The organism is Actinoplanes sp. KI2 (assembly GCF_025630775.1).
In the GTDB taxonomy this organism is placed as follows: domain Bacteria; phylum Actinomycetota; class Actinomycetes; order Mycobacteriales; family Micromonosporaceae; genus Actinoplanes.
This window is the reverse complement of sequence record NZ_JAOSZE010000062.1, coordinates 21,417-38,472: the sequence shown is the minus strand read 5'-3', so window position 1 is coordinate 38,472 and position 17,056 is coordinate 21,417. Positions and strand designations below refer to the sequence as shown.

General features: G+C 71.9%; 12 protein-coding genes and 2 pseudogenes. 11 read left to right on the top strand and 3 right to left on the bottom strand.

The window, feature by feature from the left end; all coding sequences use genetic code 11:
• Window positions 1–70: 70 nt before the first annotated feature.
• Both ODJ79_RS41890 and ODJ79_RS41885 read right to left on the bottom strand, forming a co-directional pair.
• The gene (locus ODJ79_RS41890) at window positions 71–1,135 is read right to left on the bottom strand and encodes a sodium:calcium antiporter (RefSeq protein ID WP_263029286.1); all 1,065 of its coding nucleotides are present in this window, start codon (window positions 1,133–1,135) and stop codon (window positions 71–73) included.
• A complete protein-coding gene (locus tag ODJ79_RS41885) occupies window positions 1,132–1,674 on the bottom strand; it encodes a MarR family winged helix-turn-helix transcriptional regulator (protein ID WP_263029285.1) in 543 nt (180 codons plus the stop codon). The genes ODJ79_RS41890 and ODJ79_RS41885 overlap by 4 nt, the downstream gene beginning before the upstream one ends.
• Before the next feature lie 82 nt (window positions 1,675–1,756).
• Here ODJ79_RS41885 and ODJ79_RS41880 point away from each other — a divergent pair, with 82 nt between their 5' ends.
• The 8 genes and pseudogenes from ODJ79_RS41880 to ODJ79_RS47340 form a co-directional block, all read left to right on the top strand.
• Entirely contained in the window at window positions 1,757–3,559 is a 1,803-nt protein-coding gene (locus ODJ79_RS41880; protein ID WP_263029284.1) for a glycoside hydrolase family 15 protein, read from the top strand.
• Window positions 3,559–4,620: a glucose 1-dehydrogenase gene (locus ODJ79_RS41875; protein ID WP_263029283.1), complete on the top strand. Its 1,062-nt coding sequence runs from the start codon at window positions 3,559–3,561 to the stop codon at window positions 4,618–4,620. The genes ODJ79_RS41880 and ODJ79_RS41875 overlap by 1 nt, the downstream gene beginning before the upstream one ends.
• A pseudogene (locus ODJ79_RS47345) lies at window positions 4,617–4,814 on the top strand (FAD-dependent oxidoreductase); the annotation flags it as partial. The gene ODJ79_RS41875 and the pseudogene ODJ79_RS47345, both read left to right, overlap by 4 nt.
• Window positions 4,815–5,105: 291 nt before the next feature.
• Window positions 5,106–5,636, top strand: coding sequence for a BON domain-containing protein (locus ODJ79_RS41870; RefSeq protein WP_263029282.1), 531 nt, complete (start codon window positions 5,106–5,108; stop codon window positions 5,634–5,636).
• A 79-nt stretch (window positions 5,637–5,715) separates the two neighbouring features.
• Window positions 5,716–6,048 (top strand): hypothetical protein, encoded by a 333-nt coding sequence (locus ODJ79_RS41865; RefSeq protein ID WP_263029281.1) that lies wholly within the window; start codon window positions 5,716–5,718, stop codon window positions 6,046–6,048.
• A gap of 216 nt (window positions 6,049–6,264) precedes the next feature.
• Window positions 6,265–6,777 carry a hypothetical protein gene (locus tag ODJ79_RS41860; RefSeq protein ID WP_263029280.1) on the top strand — a complete coding sequence of 171 codons (513 nt, stop codon included), beginning with the start codon at window positions 6,265–6,267 and terminating at the stop codon, window positions 6,775–6,777.
• A 107-nt stretch (window positions 6,778–6,884) separates the two neighbouring features.
• Window positions 6,885–7,343 (top strand): SPW repeat protein, encoded by a 459-nt coding sequence (locus tag ODJ79_RS41855; RefSeq protein ID WP_263029279.1) that lies wholly within the window; start codon window positions 6,885–6,887, stop codon window positions 7,341–7,343.
• A 235-nt stretch (window positions 7,344–7,578) separates the two neighbouring features.
• Window positions 7,579–8,640: pseudogene (locus ODJ79_RS47340) on the top strand (SigB/SigF/SigG family RNA polymerase sigma factor); the annotation flags it as partial.
• Between the two features lie 129 nt (window positions 8,641–8,769).
• Here ODJ79_RS47340 and ODJ79_RS41845 read toward each other — a convergent pair.
• A complete protein-coding gene (locus tag ODJ79_RS41845) occupies window positions 8,770–11,586 on the bottom strand; it encodes an ANTAR domain-containing protein (protein ID WP_263029277.1) in 2,817 nt (938 codons plus the stop codon).
• Window positions 11,587–11,686: 100 nt separating this feature from the next.
• Here ODJ79_RS41845 and fdh point away from each other — a divergent pair, with 100 nt between their 5' ends.
• From fdh to nrfD, 3 genes are read left to right on the top strand one after another with little or no spacing between them, the layout of a single operon-like run.
• Window positions 11,687–15,010, top strand: coding sequence for a formate dehydrogenase (gene fdh / locus ODJ79_RS41840; protein ID WP_263029299.1), 3,324 nt, complete (start codon window positions 11,687–11,689; stop codon window positions 15,008–15,010).
• The gene (locus ODJ79_RS41835) at window positions 15,003–15,995 is read left to right on the top strand and encodes a 4Fe-4S dicluster domain-containing protein (RefSeq protein ID WP_263029276.1); all 993 of its coding nucleotides are present in this window, start codon (window positions 15,003–15,005) and stop codon (window positions 15,993–15,995) included. Before fdh ends, ODJ79_RS41835 begins: the two co-directional genes overlap by 8 nt.
• Window positions 15,992–17,050, top strand: coding sequence for an NrfD/PsrC family molybdoenzyme membrane anchor subunit (gene nrfD, locus ODJ79_RS41830; protein ID WP_263029275.1), 1,059 nt, complete (start codon window positions 15,992–15,994; stop codon window positions 17,048–17,050). Before ODJ79_RS41835 ends, nrfD begins: the two co-directional genes overlap by 4 nt.
• The last annotated feature ends 6 nt before the right edge of the window (window positions 17,051–17,056 follow it).

Sequence of the window (17,056 nt, the reverse complement as noted above, 5' to 3'; positions counted from 1 at the left end):
TGGCCGGGGCCGGGCAGGTAGACCACGGTCATGGTGGTGTTGGGTCCTGATCCGTGCTGGGTCCTTGGGTTCAACCGCTGATGAAGGCGAGGCCGGCGATGCCGATGGCGTACAGGATCAGGACGGTCAGGGAGTCGGCGCCCATGCGTAGCCGTTGCCGCTGGGGGCGGAAGACCAGCCCAACCATGTAGACCACGGTGAGCAGGCCGCCCAGGGCGGTGAGGTAGATGTCGCTGTTGTGCGCCCGGGGCAGCACGGCCTGGCCCGAGAGCACCGTGGCGAGCAGGAAGAGCACGGGCAGGAAGGCGTTGCCACCGAAGATGTCGCTGATGGCCAGCTGGTAGTCGCCCATCCGGGTGGAGGTCAGGCCGGTGGACACTTCCGGCAGCGAGGTCGCCGCTGCGAGGACGGTAGCGCCGAACAGGACACCGGACATGCCGAGGCGGCCGAACAGTGCCTCGCCACTGCGTTCGACGAATACGCCCGCGAGCAGGGTGATGGCGGCGGCGATGCCGAAGACGGTCGCGGCGCGGCCGGTGCTGATGCCCTTGGCGCTGGCCTGGCTCTCCTTGGTCGTCTTGGAGTGGCCCTGCGGTTGTTCCTGGGTGTCGGGGGCGTCGCCGCCCTCGTGCCAGGGCAGGCCCTTGCCGGCCCGGCGTAGCAGGAGCAGTCCGATGCCCCATAGGACGGCGATCAGGACGGCGCCGGGGGTGAGCCGGAACGCGATCAGCGAGGTGGGTAGCTGGGTGGACATGACCACGACCAGCAGCAGCGCGACCACCAGGGCGCCTTCCAGGAGCAGGGTCAGCGAGGCAGCCAGGTAGGTCAGCGGTTTGCGGGGGCGTACCCCGGCGGCGTCCAGCACGACCAGCACCACGGTCTGCAGCGCGATGCCGCCGAGGATGTTGCCGACGGCCACGTCGAGCTGGTGCGAGAGCGCGGCGCTGGCGGTGATCGCGAGCTCGGGCAGGTTGGTCGCCACCGCGAGCAGAATGACCCCGCCGAGGGCCGAACCCAGGTGCAGGCGTTCGGACAGGACGTCGGTGGCGTCCGACAGTTTAATCCCGGCGACCCAGATCGCCGCGGCGCACACCACGAAGATCAACAGCAGTAGCCAGGAGTTGAGTGAGCTCACGAAGCGGCTCCTTCGGTCGGGTGGGCCGGGGCTGCCGCGGTCGGCTCGCCGTGGACCTGATCGGTGCCCCAGCCCAGCGACCAGTTCTGATCAGGGACCTCGCCGGCCGCTTCCGCGAAGCCGAGCAGCGTGGTGACGAGCTGCTCGCGGGACGCGACGGGCATGGCCCGCAGGATGGTGCTGATCTCGGACCGGCGGGCGGCGGTGACCCGCCGGACCAGCTCCTGACCGGCGTCGGTCAGCGACACCCGAACGGTCCGCCGGTCCTGCGTCGACGGCTGGCGCCGGATCAGTCCACGGCGTTGCAGCCGGTCGCACTGCCGGGTCGCGGTCGAGCTGTTCACGCCGAGCAGCGTCGCCAGGTCGGCCATCCGCTGGGGTCCGTGGGCGGCCAGCAGGACCAGGGCGCGGTGCTGCGGCAGGGTGACCTCGTCGTCACCGGCGTTCAGCGACCGTACCGCCACGCCGACCAGGGCGCGGCTGGCCGTCAGGAACGCCTCGACCAGGTCGGAGTCGTCGGATGCGGAAGGGGTGGTCACGGAAATCTCATGCCCCGTGCATAGGTGTCTTATGCACGGGTATCGCAGAGATATCTGGACAAGGGCCGCTTATGGAGGCTGCGTGGTGTCACGAATCGAGGACTACGGGCTGCTCGGCGACCTGCATACCGCCGCCCTGGTCGGCCGCGACGGGTCGATCGACTGGCTATGCTTGCCGCGTTTCGACGCGCCGGCGTGCTTCGCCGCGCTGCTCGGCGACGAGGGCAACGGGTTCTGGCGCCTGGGCCCGGCGTCCGGCGGGCCGGCGACCCGGCGCCGCTACCGCGGCGACTCGCTGATCCTGGAATCGGAATGGGACACGCCCGAGGGCACGGTCCGGGTGATCGACACGATGCCCCCGCGCGGCGAGGCGGCCGACGTGGTCCGCCTCGTCGAGGGCGTGAGCGGGCGAGTGCCGATGCGGATGGCGCTGCGGTTGCGGTTCGACTACGGCCGGATCGTGCCCTGGGTACGCCACACCGACGGCCGGCTCGCTGCCGTGGCCGGCCCGGACGCCGCGTGGCTGCACACCCCCGTCGCAGTACACGGCAAGGAATTCACGACGTACGCCGACTTCACCGTGGATCCGGGCGAGCGGGTGCCGTTTGTGCTGACGTACCGGCCGTCGCACGAACCGCACCCCAAACCGGTGGACGCCGAGAAGGCGCTGGCCGACACCGAACTATTCTGGGCGTCCTGGATCAAAGGGTTCCGCTACGACGGACGGTGGCCGGACGCCGTACGCCGGTCGCTGGTGACGTTGAAGGCGCTGACCTATGCGCCTACCGGCGGCATCGTCGCCGCCGCCACCACATCACTGCCGGAGCAGCCCGGCGGACCGCGCAACTGGGACTACCGGTTCTGCTGGCTGCGTGACGCCACCTTCACCCTGCAGGCCCTGCTCGGTACGGGCTTCGTGGCCGAGGCCAAGGCGTGGCGCGAGTGGCTGCTGCGGGCCGTCGCCGGCGACCCTGCCGACCTGCAGATCATGTACGGCATCGACGGCACCCGCCGCCTGACCGAGTACACCCTCGACTGGCTGTCCGGCTATCAGGGCGCCACACCGGTACGGGTCGGCAACGCCGCCAGCGGCCAGTTCCAGCTCGACGTGTGGGGCGAGGTCCTCGACGGCCTGCACGAGGCCCGCACCGCCGGCCTGCACGTCGACGACCAGGCATGGGACCTGCAACGGGCGCTGCTGGACTACCTGGAAGGCCACTGGGACAACCCGGACAACGGCCTGTGGGAGGTCCGCGGCGACCCGCGGCACTTCGTGCATTCCAAGGTGATGGCGTGGGCCGGGCTGGACCGGGCGGTTCAGGCCGTCGAACGGTTCGGCCTGGACGGGCCGGTAGATCAGTGGCGGGCCACCCGCGAGCGCATCCGCGCGCAGATACTGGAACGCGGCTACGACCCCGACCGCAACACCTTCACCCAGTTCTACGGCTCCCGCGGCCTGGACGCCGCCCTGCTGCTGATCCCCCGTGTCGGATTCCTGCCCTGGAACGACCCGCGGGTGGTCGGCACCGTCGACGCCGTCCAGAAGGAACTGTGCTCCCACGGGTTCCTACTGCGCTACGACCCGCAGGCCGACGGCGGCGTCGACGGCCTCCCGGGCCGCGAGGGCGCGTTCATCACCTGCACGTTCTGGCTGGCCGAAGCCCTGTACGGCATCGGCCGCGAGCAGCAGGCGGTCGAAGTCTTCGAGAAGCTGCTCGGCCTGCGCAACGACCTCGGGCTGCTCAGCGAGGAGTACGACCCGGCCACCGGCCGGCAGCTGGGCAACACCCCGCAGGCGTTCAGCCACGTCGGGCTGGTCAACGCCGCCCGCCATCTGTCCTCGTCGCGGTCCGCCCGCGACACCACCGTGGGAGGTGAGCGCTGATGCGCGCCCTGACCGTCATACCCCTGCAGGCCGGATCCCTCGAGGTCACCGATGTCCCCGAGCCCGTCCAGGGCGACGGCGAACTGCTCGTCGACGGCCTCGCCGTCGGAGTGTGCGGCACCGACAAGGAGATCGCCCGTGGTGACTACGGGTGGGCACCATCCGGTAGCGACCGGCTGATCATCGGCCACGAATCCCTCGGCCGCGTACGCAGCGCACCGACCGGCAGCGGCTTTACCGCCGGTGACCTGGTTGTCGGAGTGGTACGCCGACCCGACCCGGTGCCCTGCGGCGCCTGCGCGCACGGACAGTTCGACATGTGCCGCAACGGCCGCTACACCGAGCGCGGCATCAAGCAGCGCCACGGCTACGCCTCGCAGGTGTGGACCGTCGAGGTCGACTACGGGGTCAAACTCGATCCGCACCTGGCCGAGGTGGGAATGCTGATGGAACCGACCTCCGTGGTCGCCAAGGCGTGGGCCGAGGTCGAGGCGGTCGGCTCCCGCGCCTGGTTCGAGCCCAAGACCGCGCTGATCACCGGCGCCGGCCCCATCGGCCTCCTCGCGGCGCTGCTCGGCGCGCAACGCGGCCTGGACGTCCATGTCCTGGACCGCGTCACCGACGGCCCCAAGCCACAGTTGGTCCGCGACCTCGGCGCCACCTACCACAGCGAAGATGTCGACACGGTCGCCGGGAAACTACACCCGGACGTCGTCATCGAGGCCACCGGCGTCGGCTCGGTCGTCCTGGCGGCCATGGCCAATACGGCCCCGTACGGCATCGTCTGCCTGACCGGGGTCTCGTCGCCCGGGCACAAGATCTCGGTGGACATCGGCTCGACGAACCGGGAGATCGTGCTGGAGAACGACGTGGTGATCGGCTCGGTCAACGCCAACCTCGGCCACTACACCGCCGCGGCGCACGCCCTCGCCAAGGCCGACATCGGTTGGCTCACCCGACTCGTCACCCGCCGCGTCCCCCTGCAACGGGCCGCCGACGCGTTCACCGCCGGCGACGAGGACGTCAAGGTCGTCATCGCCCTCGGCGGCAGCCCGTCATGACGACCTCTCGCCGGACCGACGTGTTCACCGTATCGCCCGGGCGCCCCCGGGTCGTCGTGGTCGGTGGTGGCTTCGGCGGCCTGCGCGTTGCTCGCGGCCTACGCCACACTGCGGCGGACGTCGTGGTCATCGACCGGGCCAACCACCATCTGTTCCAGCGCCGCCGTCCTAGCCACCTGGGCGTGGGCTCTGACCACCCGACGCCGCCGCCAACAACTAATCCTCAACCCCCACCAGGCACCCATCACCCAGCGACCGCTCCCGTCCGGCTCACCAGACAGGACACCATCGTGACCACCGGCGCCCTGCAGCCCCTTACCTCCGTGGCGGTCCAATACAAGGCTCAAGGCGCCCGGCTATATCTCGCGTGCGGGCGGGTAGGTGCGGTGGCGGTCGACGGCCGGCCCGAAGCGTCCGCGGTCCACGTCCGCCGCGGACGTTTCGCTCTTTTCGGGCGACGCGAGCGCGGCGGGAAAGGGGGAGCGGTGCAGCCAGTACCGGATGACAACTTCTTCGCACATCGGCGTGCGGGGTCATCGGCGGACGCGGACCGCGATCGGCGGCTGGCGCTGGCGGTGGTCCGGTCGCTGGCGGCCGACTTCCGCACCAACCGGGAGGCGGTCCGGGTCGCGGCACAGAACAAGGTCGTTCTGCTGCACGGCACGGTCCGCTCCTGGCATGTCCGGCGGACCGCCGGCGAGCTGGCCCGGCGCACGAGGGGCACGTTCGACGTGTGCAACGCGTTGAGCGTGTCCCCCGACGCGGTGGACGAGCGACCGGCCGACGCGTTCGTCGAACTCGTCGCCGAAGTGCCGGATCAGTGGGCGCCGCTGGCGCGGATCCGGTCCCGTGCTCGGGTGTGGTGGACGCTCGTCCTGCTGGCGGTGATGTGGGGCGGCCTGGCTGTCGGAATGGCGGTGGGCGGCCCGGTGCCGTCGCTGGCATTCGTGGGCTCGGCGATCACCGTGGTTGTCGCCGGCACTTGGTACGCCCATCGGTGCGAGTCGAAGAACTGACCGAGAAGCCTCGATCTCGCCTGCGTATCTGCCGGACGGCGGGGTAGACGCGCCCGATGACCGCCATCGTGGAGTGCGAATGACCGAGTCGAGTGTGCGGGTCGCCGTGTCCCGGCGGGCTCGTTTGGTGGGCCTGTTCGGCGCGGCCGTTGTCGCCGTAGCGCTGTTGTTGTGGGCCAAGTGGTTGCCGTACGCCGGTAAGGTGCCCGGCCTCGCCGGCCAACGCACGTGGCCCGGCTCCAGCATTCTCACCGTCGGCGGTGTCCACCCGGGTGCCGCCCCGTCGTGGCCGGCGGCGACCAGCTTCGCCTCGTCGTACCTGCGCGTGGTGTGGTGGGCGCTCGTGGCCGCCCTGCTGATCGCCGCCGCCCCGCAGACCCTGTGCCTCGGTCGCAGCTACGGCGCGTTCTGAGCCGGCGGGGCATCTGCGCTCGGCGATCGCCGGCGCGGTCGCCGCGACGCCGTCGATGATGTGCACGTGCTGCACCGCGCCGGTAGCGGTCAGCATGCGGCGCCAGGCGTGTCGACCGCCGCCGTCATGGCCTACTGGCTGGGCAACCCGCTGCTCAACCCGGCCGTGATCGTGTTCTTGCTGCTGGTCGCGCCCTGACTGTGGACGGCAGTGCGGGTGGCGGTCGGAACGCTCGTCGTGGCCGGCGGAGCGGCGCTGACCGCGCGGCTCGCTGAGACCCGGTCATCGTCTCAACTCCTGTTGCCCGACGAGGCCGACGATCCGCTGCCGTCGCCGCGCCGCTATCTCGCCGCCCTGCTGCGACTGTCGTTGGTCCTGGTGCCGGAATACGTGCTGGTCGTTCTGCTGCTGGGCGCTTTCCGGGGGTGGCTTTTCCCGATCGAGGGCCGGCTCGGCCCGGTCGCGGTGGTGGTGCTGGTCGCAGCGGTCGCTGGCACCCTCGTGGCGATATCGACCGCGGGGGAGATTCCGATCCTGCTGGGACTCGCGCTGTCCGGGCGAGCCACCGGCGCGATCGGCGCCCTTCTGGTTACGTTGCCGGCGGTTGGTATCCCGGGGATGGTGCTGATGGGGCGGGCGCTGGGCTGGCGGGCCACGATCGCAGCCGGGGCGGTTGCCGCGGCCGGCGGCCTCGTTTCGGCTGGCGCGTTGCTGCTGCTCACCCGTTGACCGGGGCTCGGTGTGGCGGATGTCGCCGGAGCAATGTATCGGCGACTGTTACGCAGGCATCCGGTGGGTAGGGACGTTCTGTTCCATCCTCACAGGAGGTGAGTGAAATGACGGAAACGTCGCGGTACGCGATGGCGGACCATCCCGATCTCCTCGAGATGCGGGAGCGCTACGAACGGGTGTCGGCCAGCGGGCCGGCGGTGATCACTGATGGCGTCGTGCTGCTGGCCGGGTTGTGGCTGGCGATCTCGCCGTGGGTGATCCACTTCAACACGACCGCGCCCGACGTGATGCGCAACAACCTGATCCTGGGCATCGCGGTCGGCGTGATCGCGCTGGGGCTGACCCTCGCGCCGATCCGGATGGTCCGGTTGAGCTGGGCGACCGCCGTGATCGGCGCCTGGGTGGTGATCTCGCAGTGGGTGATCCTGCAGGGCGGCGCGACCGCCGGACTCGTGATCAACAACGTCATCACCGGTGGCGTGATCGCGCTGGTCGGGATCGCCGCGGCCATGATCCTGTCCGCGGGGTCGCGCGCCACGACCACGGCCCGGCGCGCCAGCTGAGACGGTCGTTGCGCCCGTCACCGCCCCGCCCCTACGAGACCGAGGTTTAGTCCCGCAGGGGCGGGGCACTTGCTGTCCGGTTACTCGCGCGCGGCGTCGAGACTACGGCGCCACGGGTTCGTCGAACCCACCTGACGGGCGAGCCGAACAGAGCTGGCATCTCGCCGGCTTGTCGGTTCATTCTGCGCGGCGCGACCCTTCGGTCGGGGCCGCCAACGACGCCGTTGGGGGACGTGTGACAACCAACTGTGCAGTTCGCGAGCCGAGAAGGCACCCGGTCGACGCCGTCGAGACGGCCACCGCGGCGCTCTTCGCGGCACTGCAGGACGGGAGCGGGTCGGAGTGGGAGCGGCGGATCCGGGCCCGGATCGTGGAGCTCAACCTGCCGTTTGCCACCCGCCTGGCGCACCGCTACCGCAACCGCGGCCAGTCCGACGACGACCTTGCCCAGGTCGCCGCGGTGGCGCTCGTCAAGGCGGTCAACGGCTTCGACCTTGGACTGGGCAAGCCGTTCTTCGCGTACCTGATTCCGACCGTGCTGGGCGAGCTCCGGAAGCATTTCCGCGACAACGGGTGGGCCGTGCACGTCGGCCGGGCACTACAGGAACGGCACCTCGAGCTGTCCCAGGCCCGCGCGGCGCTGACGCATCGGCTGCGACGGACGCCGACCGTGGCGGACCTCGCCGCCGACCTGAGGATGGATCCCGCCGAGGTCATCGAGGCCTTGGCGGCGGGGAACGCGTACGATCCTGCATCGCTGAACACGCCGGTGTCGGCCGACGGCGAGGGCACCGAGCGCCTCGACCTTATCGGGGACGACGACCGGCTTCTGGCGCTGGCCGCCGACCGGGTAGCCCTGCGTGAACTGGTGCTCCGGCTGCCCGAGCGGGAGCGTTACATCCTGACCCGGTACTTCTTCGGCGACGCCACTCAGCAGCAGATCGGCCGGGACCTCGGCATGTCGCAGATGAACGTCTCCCGCCTGCTGCAGCGGACACTGCAGTCGCTGCGACGGCGGCTCGAGGGGGAGGCCGACGGCGTTCCGGTCGCGGCCGGCCCGGCGGTCGGCATCCATGTCGGACAGGCGGCGGCGCTGATCTCGGTCCGCGGCGACCTGGACACCCGCGCTGCCGCGCACCTGCGCGACGTGCTGGTCGACACCGCCGTGCGGGTGCGGCCCGGGCGTCTGGTCGTCGACCTGGCCGGGCTGGGCGCCGCCGACGGCCCGCTGATCCGGGCGCTGGTCGACGCGTACCGGGCCGGCGGCCACAGCGGCACCATCCTCGTGGTGATCAACATTCCGGCCGAGCTGTTCGACCTGTTCCGCCGCCTCGGCCTGCACCGGCTGTTCGCCTGCCGCTGCACCGCCGACAGTGTCGCCGACCGGCCGGTGACGCGTGCGCCTTTGGCCGGCACGAAGAGGACATCAGTCACCGAGGCGCTGGAAGACCGCTCGAACCACGGCCACCCGGCCCTGCCCGTCGAGCGATGGCCGGGCGGCGAACCGGATCGGCGTCACCGTGCCGTTGCGCCGCAGCGGCACTACGACATCGACCGGGTGCTTGAGGCGGGTGAGCCGCCGCACGGCGTCGATCATCAGCGTCTCATCCTTGGGATCGACGTACCGGCGCAGCGCGCCCAGCTTGACCGGGCCACGTCGCGGATCGCGGCGCAGCAGGTCGTAGACCGCCGCGGACCAGACCGCGTCGCCGCCGGCGAGGTCCCACTCGGCCCAGCCGGTGCCGGTGGCCTCCTCGAGCTGCCGCACTCGCCGGTCGAGGTCGTCGTCCCGCTCGCGGCGCCAGTGGACGAGCAGGCCGTCGCCGAACCGCGCTGCCCGTCCGCTCATCGTGACGGGAACCGGACCCGAGGCCGTCTCGATGTCGAACTCGGCCGGTCCCCAACCGGCGGAGGTGCCGGACCGCATCGCCGCCCGGTAGCCGTCCGCGATTCCGGTGGTGAGCACGTGCGGGTAGAGCTCGTGCAGATGGCGGCCCACGATCTCGTCCGGGGTCCGCCCGGCGACATCGACGGTGCCCGGGCTGCAGATCTCGAACCGCCAGTCGGTCACCTCGCCGGCCCGGTCACGCACCGGGCGAAGCAGCGCGTAACAGGGCGGCAGCGCACCGACGACAATCTCGGCCCAGTGCGCCGCCGGCGAGGCCGCGGATCCGTGCGGGGCCGCGCGCAGCAGTTCGGACAGTCGCCGGCCGGCCGCCTCGGCCAGCGCGGTGACCTCGGTCCGGGTCCGGTCGTCCAGCCGGGCCGGTTCGGGCCAGAGGATCGACGCGACGCCGAAGATCCGGCCGGCCTCGTGCAGCGGCAGGCAGGCCCGGCGCTCTCCGGCGCCGAGCAGTTGGTAGCCGTGGGCGGCCGCCTCCCGGCGGGTGATCCACAGCGGCTGGTCGGTGGCCACCGCGCGCAGGTAGGGGACATTGAGCGAGCTCGGCGTGCGGCGCCACGTGCCGATCAGGTCGGCCGGCAGGCCGTACGAGCCGGCCAGCCGCACGGCGCCGTCCGGCTCCAGCACACCCAGCACGACCGCGTGGGCACCCAGCCGGCGCAGCCCGGCGGCCCACAGGATCGATGCCACCCCGTCGCCGTCGGTGGCGCCCCGCAGTTCCGCCAGCACCTGTTCGCCGGGTTCGACCGCGGCCAGGAAAGGCTGCCCGGACGGGTGCGCGGCGCCGAGGTAGATCTCCGGGTGGAAGTCCTCGTCGGCCGACGCCGGCGGCGGGCCGGCCGGCAGCACGGCACCCACCGCGGCAGCCGCCGCCTCCAGCAGGCTCACCCGGCGCTGCCGGGCAACCGCGCCCAGATGCTCGAGGGCGGCCTCGATCGAGCAGCCGAGCCGGGCACTGAGCAGGCCTTTCGCCCGGTCGACGAGCGCTTGGACCTGCTGCTCGTGTCGGAGCCGCTCGACCTTACCGGTGAGATGCCGCAGCGTGTCGGCGAGGGCCGAGGCGTCGTCGGACGCCGTCGGGGATCGGCCGGGCGCCGCCTCGGGAGGCGGCGGGCCGTCCGCCGGTGCGCCGGTGACCTCCTGCAGCAGCCGGAGCCGCTCCAGCACCGCCGTACGCCGGTCGTCGTGCCGCCAGGTCACCAGGATGCCGTCGCCCAGCCGGGCCGCCCGGATCCAGATCGTCGTGCCGGCGCCGCGGCCGGGGCCGGCCAGTGGCTCCCGCGCCGGGCCATGGGTGAACGGCCGCCCGGTCCGCAGGACGTCCTGATAGCCGCGCAGGATGTCGCCGCCGGCCAGGTGCGGCTGCAGCGCGAGCAGCCGCCGGCCGACCAATTGCTCGGCGGGACGGCCCATCGCGTCGCGGGCCTGTGGGCTGCATTTGTCGAAGCGCCAGTCGACGATGGCGCCGGACTCGTCGGTCACCGGGCTGAGCAGGGCGAAGGATCCGGCGAGTGCCTCCAGGACCGCGTCGAGCCAGTGCGCGGCCGGTGCGGCGACCGGGACCCGTTCGTCGGCGGCCAGCTGCCGGAGCCGGCGCCCGGCGGCCGCCGTGAGAGCGGTCACGAGGGCCCGGCCGGGCAGGTCGCGGCCGGGATCCTCGGGCCACACCGCGACGGCAACGCCCACCACCCGGTCGCCGCGGCGCAGGGGTAGGCAGGCCCGGAACGGATAGGTGCCAAGCAGGTCCAGGCCGGCGCGATCGGCCTCGTCGCGGGTCAGCCAGAGCGGGCGGCCCTCGGCAACCGCGGCCAGGAAACCGACGTGCAGCCCGGAAGGAAGCCGCTGCCACGCGCTGACCAGGCCACGGGGCACACCGTACGACCCGACCAGCCGGACCGTGCCGTCCGCCTCCCGCCGGGCCAGCAGCACCCCGGCCGCGCCGAGCGGCCGCAAGCCCTCGGTGAGCAGGGCCTCGGCCACCGCGTCGGCATGCGGGGCCGCCGCCATCGCCGCGCACGCCAGGTGGTACCGGGCGGACTCCTGGTCGGGCACGGTGGCAGGCGCGGCCGGCGCGGTCAGGCCGAGCAGCCCGGCCGCCACCTCGGCGACCTTGGTGTTCGTCTGCTGGGAGATCCGGGTCAGTTGCTCGAACGCCTGGTCGGCCGAGCAGCCGAGGCGGCCCATCAGCACGCCCTTCGCCTGTTCGATCACCGACCGCGACCGCCGTGCCCGGCGCAGGCCGTCCAGCTCCTGGTTCAGACGTGCCAGGACGGTGGCCGGCGGGAGGTGCCGACTTCGAGCGCCGGCCACGACGGTGTTGTCTTGACTGGCCCGTGACATGGCGTGCCGAGTACCCAAGAGACCGCGAGCCTCACCTGTCGACCGGGGTGTTTGAGGCCGGTGGGACGGGGTAGGCGGGTCCGCGGACCAGGGGGTGACCATGGGATTGCGGGAGACGTTCCTGCCGTGGCCGGTGCTGCGGCAGGCGATCGCCTCGGTGCGGGCCGGTGACCGGTCGGGTCGCGGCGCCGCGGTGCGCTCGCGTGCCACCGACCGGTTGACCCCGCGGACGGAGACGGCCGACCGGGTGGTCGGCAGCGTGTGTCCGTACTGCGCGGTGGGTTGCGGCCAGCTCGTCTATGTCAAGGACGAGCAGGTGGTGCAGATCGAGGGTGACCCCGCGTCGCCGGTGAGCCGGGGCCGGCTGTGCCCCAAGGGTGCGGCGACCAAGCAGTTGGTCACCAACCCGTTGCGCGAGACGAAGGTGCGCTATCGCCGCCCGTACGGCAAGGATTGGGAAGATCTTGATCTTGGTACGGCGATGGAGATGATCGCCGACCGGGTGATCGCCACCCGCCGGGAGACGTTCGTCGAGAACGACGACCGCGGCCGGCGGCTGCGTCGCACGATGGGCATCGCGATGCTGGGCGGGGCGACGCTGGACAACGAGGAGAACTACCTGATCAAGAAGCTCGGGACCGCGCTCGGGGCCGTGCAGATCGAGAACCAGGCTCGTATTTGACACTCCTCCACCGTTCCCGGTCTGGGAACCTCCTTCGGTCGCGGCGGCGCGACGACCTTCCAGCAGGACCTGCAGAACGCCGACTGCATCGTGTTGCAGGGCTCCAACATGGCCGAGTGCCACCCGGTGGGCTTCCAGTGGGTGATGGAGGCCAAGGCGCGCGGCGCGACGGTGATCCACGTCGACCCGCGGCTGACCCGCACCGGCGCGGTCGCCGACGTGCACGTGCCGATTCGGGCCGGTAGCGACATCGCGCTGCTCGGCGGCCTGATCAACTACGTGCTGAGCAACGGGCTGGAGTTCCGCGAGTACGTGGTCGCCTACACCAACGCCGCCACGATCCTGGACGAGACCTTCAAGGACACCGAGGATCTTGACGGATTGTTCTCCGGCTGGCAGGACGACACCGGCAGCTACGCCACGGACAGCTGGCAGTACGACGGGGTCAGCGTGGCCGGCTCGGCCGGCAAGCGGGAGCAGGGCGTTAAGGAGGGCAAGGACGCCGAGCAGTCCGGCAAGCAGCGTTCGCACGAGCGGCACTCGACCGGGCGCGGGCACGAGCACGGCAGCCACGGCGCCGCTCTGGAGGATCTGCACCAGATCCGCCGGGACGAGACGCTGGAGGATCCGCGCTGCGTGTTCCAGGTGATCAAGCGGCACTTCGGCCGGTACACCCCGGAGATGGTGTCGCGGGTCTGCGGCATCCCGGAGGAGATCTTCGATCAGATGGCCCGGGCCGTCACCGAGAACTCGACCCGGGACCGGACCACGGCGTGGGTCTATTCGGTCGGCTGGACCCAGCACACCGTCGGCGTGCAGTACATTCGCGCGGCCTCGATTCTGCAGTTGTTGCTGGGCAACATCGGGCGGCCCGGCGGCGGCATCCTCGCGCTGCGCGGTCACGCCAGCATCCAGGGCAGTACCGACATCCCGACGCTCTACAACCTGCTGCCCGGCTACCTGCCGATGCCGCACCCGGACTCGCACGGCAGCCTGGACGAGTACGTGGCCGACGACTCGTCGGAGACCGGCTACTGGGGCAACATGCGCTCCTACGCGGTGAGCCTGCTCAAGGCGTACTGGGGTGGGGCGGCCACGGCGGACAACGACTTCTGCTTCGACTACCTGCCACGGATCACCGGCGATCACAGCAGTTACCAGACGGTGCTGGCCCAGCTGGACGGCACCTGCAAGGGCTATTTCCTGAACGGGCAGAACCCGGCGGTCGGCTCGGCGAACGGCAAGGCCCAGCGCCTCGGGATGGCGAACCTGGACTGGCTGGTCGTCCGCGACTACTCGCTGATCGAGAGCGCGACCTGGTGGCAGGACGGCCCCGAGATCGAGTCCGGCGAGCTGCGGACCGACGAGATCGGCACCGAGGTGTTCTTCCTGCCTGCGGCCGCGCACACCGAGAAGGACGGCAGCTTCACCAACACCCAGCGGATGCTGCAGTGGCACCCTAAGGCGGTCGAGCCGCCCGGCGACGCCCGGAGCGACCTGTGGTTCTGGTTCCACCTCGGCCGGCTGATCCGGGACCGGCTCGGCGCTTCCACCGACCCGATGGACCGGCCGATCCTCGACCTGACCTGGGCGTACACCACCTCCGGTGCACAGGCCGAGCCGAGCGCCGAGGAGGTGCTCCAGGAGATCAACGGCTGGGCGGCGGACGGGTCGTGCCTCTCCTCGTACGAACAACTGAAGGACGACGGGTCGACCGCGTGCGGCTGCTGGATCTACTGCGGGGTCTACCAGGATGGCACCAACCAGTCGGCCCGCCGCAAGCCGCACACCGAGCAGAGCTGGGTCGCGCCCGAGTGGGGCTGGGCCTGGCCGGCCAACCGGCGGCTGCTCTACAACCGGGCCTCGGCCGACCCCGACGGCAAGCCGTGGAGCGAGCGCAAGGCGTACGTCTGGTGGGACCCGGACGACGGCAAGTGGACCGGCCACGACGTGCCCGACTTCCAGCCCACCAAGGAGCCCGGCCACCGGCCGCCCGAGGGCGCGAAGCGGCAGGACGCGCTGTCCGGCGTCGACCCGTTCATCATGCAGGCCGACGGGAAGGGCTGGCTCTACGTGCCGGCCGGCCTCTCCGACGGGCCATTGCCGACGCACTACGAGCCGCAGGAGTCGCCGGCCCGCAACCTGCTCTACGGCCAGCAGCACAACCCGGCCCGCCAGCTGACCAAGCGCAAGATCGACCCCTATCAGCCCAGCGGCGACGAGCCGGGCAGCCAGGTGTTCCCGTACGCGCTGACCACCTACCGGCTCACCGAGCACCACACCGCGGGCGGCATGAGCCGCTGGCTGCCGTACCTGTCGGAGCTGCAACCGGAGATGTTCTGCGAGGTCTCCCCGGAGCTCGCGGCCGAGGCGGGCCTGGACCACCTGGGCTGGGCCACCATCGTCACCGCCCGCAACGCGATCGAGGCGCGGGTGCTGGTCACCGACCGGATGCTGCCGATGCGGGTGGACGACCGGATCGTGCACCACGTCGGACTGCCCTACCACTGGGGAACCAACGGCCTCACCGCCGGCGACAGCGCCAACGACCTGCTGCACATGGCGCTCGACCCGAACGTGCACATCCAGGAGGCCAAGGCGCTGACCTGCGACATCCGGCCCGGCCGGCGGCCACGCGGCCCGGACCGGCTGCGCCTGGTCGAACAGTACCGGCAGCGGGCCGGCATCACCGAGAAGACCGGCACGATTCATCGGACCGCTGGGGAGGGCTCGGATGAGTGACGACCTGCTGGAGGGGCCGACCGGCTACCGTGACCAGCCGCCGCGGATGGGCTTCTTCACGGACACCAGCGTCTGCATCGGCTGCAAGGCGTGCGAAGTGGCCTGCAAGGAGTGGAACGCCGTCCCCGACGACGGCCTCTCCCTGCTCGGCATGTCCTACGACAACACCGGCATGCTGGGGGCCGACACGTGGCGGCACGTGGCCTTCATCGAGCAGGACAAACCCCTGGGACGGCAGCAGAACGCGGTCGCCGCGATGCCGGCCGGCCCCACCGCGACCCGGCAGGACGCGCTGGTCGTGGCGGCCGGGCTGGGCGTCAAGCACGGCGCCGAACTGGGCAGCGACACCGGCAGCATCCAGCCCGGCGCGCTCGCCGGCCAACCACCGGCCGGCGGGGTCACCGCGGACGGGCGCACGGAACTGCGGTGGCTGATGGCCAGCGACGTCTGCAAGCACTGCACGCACGCCGCCTGCCTGGACGTCTGCCCGACCGGCGCGCTGATGCGCACCGAGTTCGGCACCGTGGTCGTGCAGGAGGACATCTGCAACGGCTGCGGCTACTGCGTGCCGGCCTGCCCGTACGGCGTGATCGACCAGCGCAAGGACGACGGCCGGGTGTTCAAGTGCACGCTGTGCTACGACCGCCTGGGCGCCGGCCAGGAACCCGCGTGCGCCAAGGCCTGCCCGACCGAGTCCATCCAGTACGGCGTCCTGGACGAGCTGCGGGAACGCGCCAAGCAGCGGGTGAGCAACCTGCACGACGCCGGGGTCGCCGAGGCCCGGCTCTACGGCGCGGACCCGGACGACGGGGTCGGCGGCGCCGGCGCGTTCTTCCTGCTGCTCGACGAGCCGGAGACCTACGGTTTCCCGCCCGACCCGGTGGTGACGACCCGGGATCTGCCCCGCACCTGGAAGCACACGGCGCTGGCCGCGGCCGGCGTGGCCGCGACGGTCGTGGCGGCGTTCTGGGGAGGACGGCGATGAGCGCCCGCGAGCAGCATGGCGCCGAGGTCCGCCGGGACGGCCCGCACGGCACCGCACCCGGACGCGAGTCCCGCATCGGATCCCGTGGCGGCCGGCGGGCGGGCCGCGGCGGCGAGATGGTTCCGCCGGCCGATTTCCGCTCGTACTACGGCCGCTCAGTCATCAAGGCGCCCACCTGGACGGCCCGCGACATCGGCGGCTACCTCTTCCTCGGCGGCCTGGCCGGCGGCTCCGCGCTGCTCGCCGCGGGCGCCGACCTGACCGGGCGCACGACGATGCGGCGCTCGGCGCGGCTCACCGCGGCGGCCGCCGCCGGTCTCTCTATCACCGCCCTGATCCACGACCTCGGCCGGCCGGGGCGGTTCGTGCACATGCTCCGGGTGTTCAAGCCGACGTCGCCGATGTCCGTCGGCACCTGGATCCTCGGCGGGTTCGTCCCGCTGGCCGCGGTCGCCGCCGCCGGCGAGGCCCGCGAGTTGCTGCCCGCGGCGCTCCGGCCGCTGACCGCGGCGCTGGCCCGGCCCGGCGGCCTGGCCGCCGCCGCGCTCGCGCCCGCACTCACCACCTACACCGGCGCTCTGATCGCGAACACCGCGGTGCCGGTCTGGCACGGCGCCCACCGGGAACTGCCGTACCTGTTCGGCGCGAGCTCACTCGCCGCCTCGGGCGGCCTGGCCGCCGTCACCTCACCGCCGGCCGAGGCCGGTCCCGCCCGGCTGGCCGGGATCGCCGGAGCCGTGGCCGAACAGTTCGCCGACCACACCATCCACCGGCGACTCGGCCTGGTCGCGGAGCCGCTGTCGCAGGGCCGCGCCGGCCATTACCTGCGGGCGTCCCGCTGGTCGACCCGCGCGGGCGCGGCCCTGCTCGCGGTCTCGGCGGTACGCCGCAACCGGACGCTCGACGTGGCCGGCGGCCTCGCGCTGGCGGCCGGCTCGCTGTTCACCCGCCTCGGCTACTTCCACGCCGGCTCGACCTCGGCGACCGCCCCGAAGTACACCATCGTTCCGCAACGGGAGCGGCTGGACGCGGCTTCCGCCTCGTCGCCCGAGTGACCGACA

What these genes read in the sequence shown, in the direction of transcription:
- nrfD (WP_263029275.1), top strand. Translation starts at nt 15,992, where the DNA reads ATGAGCGCCCGCGAGCAGCATGGCGCCGAGGTCCGCCGGGACGGCCCG.
- ODJ79_RS41845 (WP_263029277.1), bottom strand. Translation starts at nt 11,586, where the DNA reads ATGTCACGGGCCAGTCAAGACAACACCGTCGTGGCCGGCGCTCGAAGT.
- ODJ79_RS41865 (WP_263029281.1), top strand. Translation starts at nt 5,716, where the DNA reads ATGACCGAGTCGAGTGTGCGGGTCGCCGTGTCCCGGCGGGCTCGTTTG.
- ODJ79_RS41835 (WP_263029276.1), top strand. Translation starts at nt 15,003, where the DNA reads ATGAGTGACGACCTGCTGGAGGGGCCGACCGGCTACCGTGACCAGCCG.
- ODJ79_RS41875 (WP_263029283.1), top strand. Translation starts at nt 3,559, where the DNA reads ATGCGCGCCCTGACCGTCATACCCCTGCAGGCCGGATCCCTCGAGGTC.
- ODJ79_RS41855 (WP_263029279.1), top strand. Translation starts at nt 6,885, where the DNA reads ATGACGGAAACGTCGCGGTACGCGATGGCGGACCATCCCGATCTCCTC.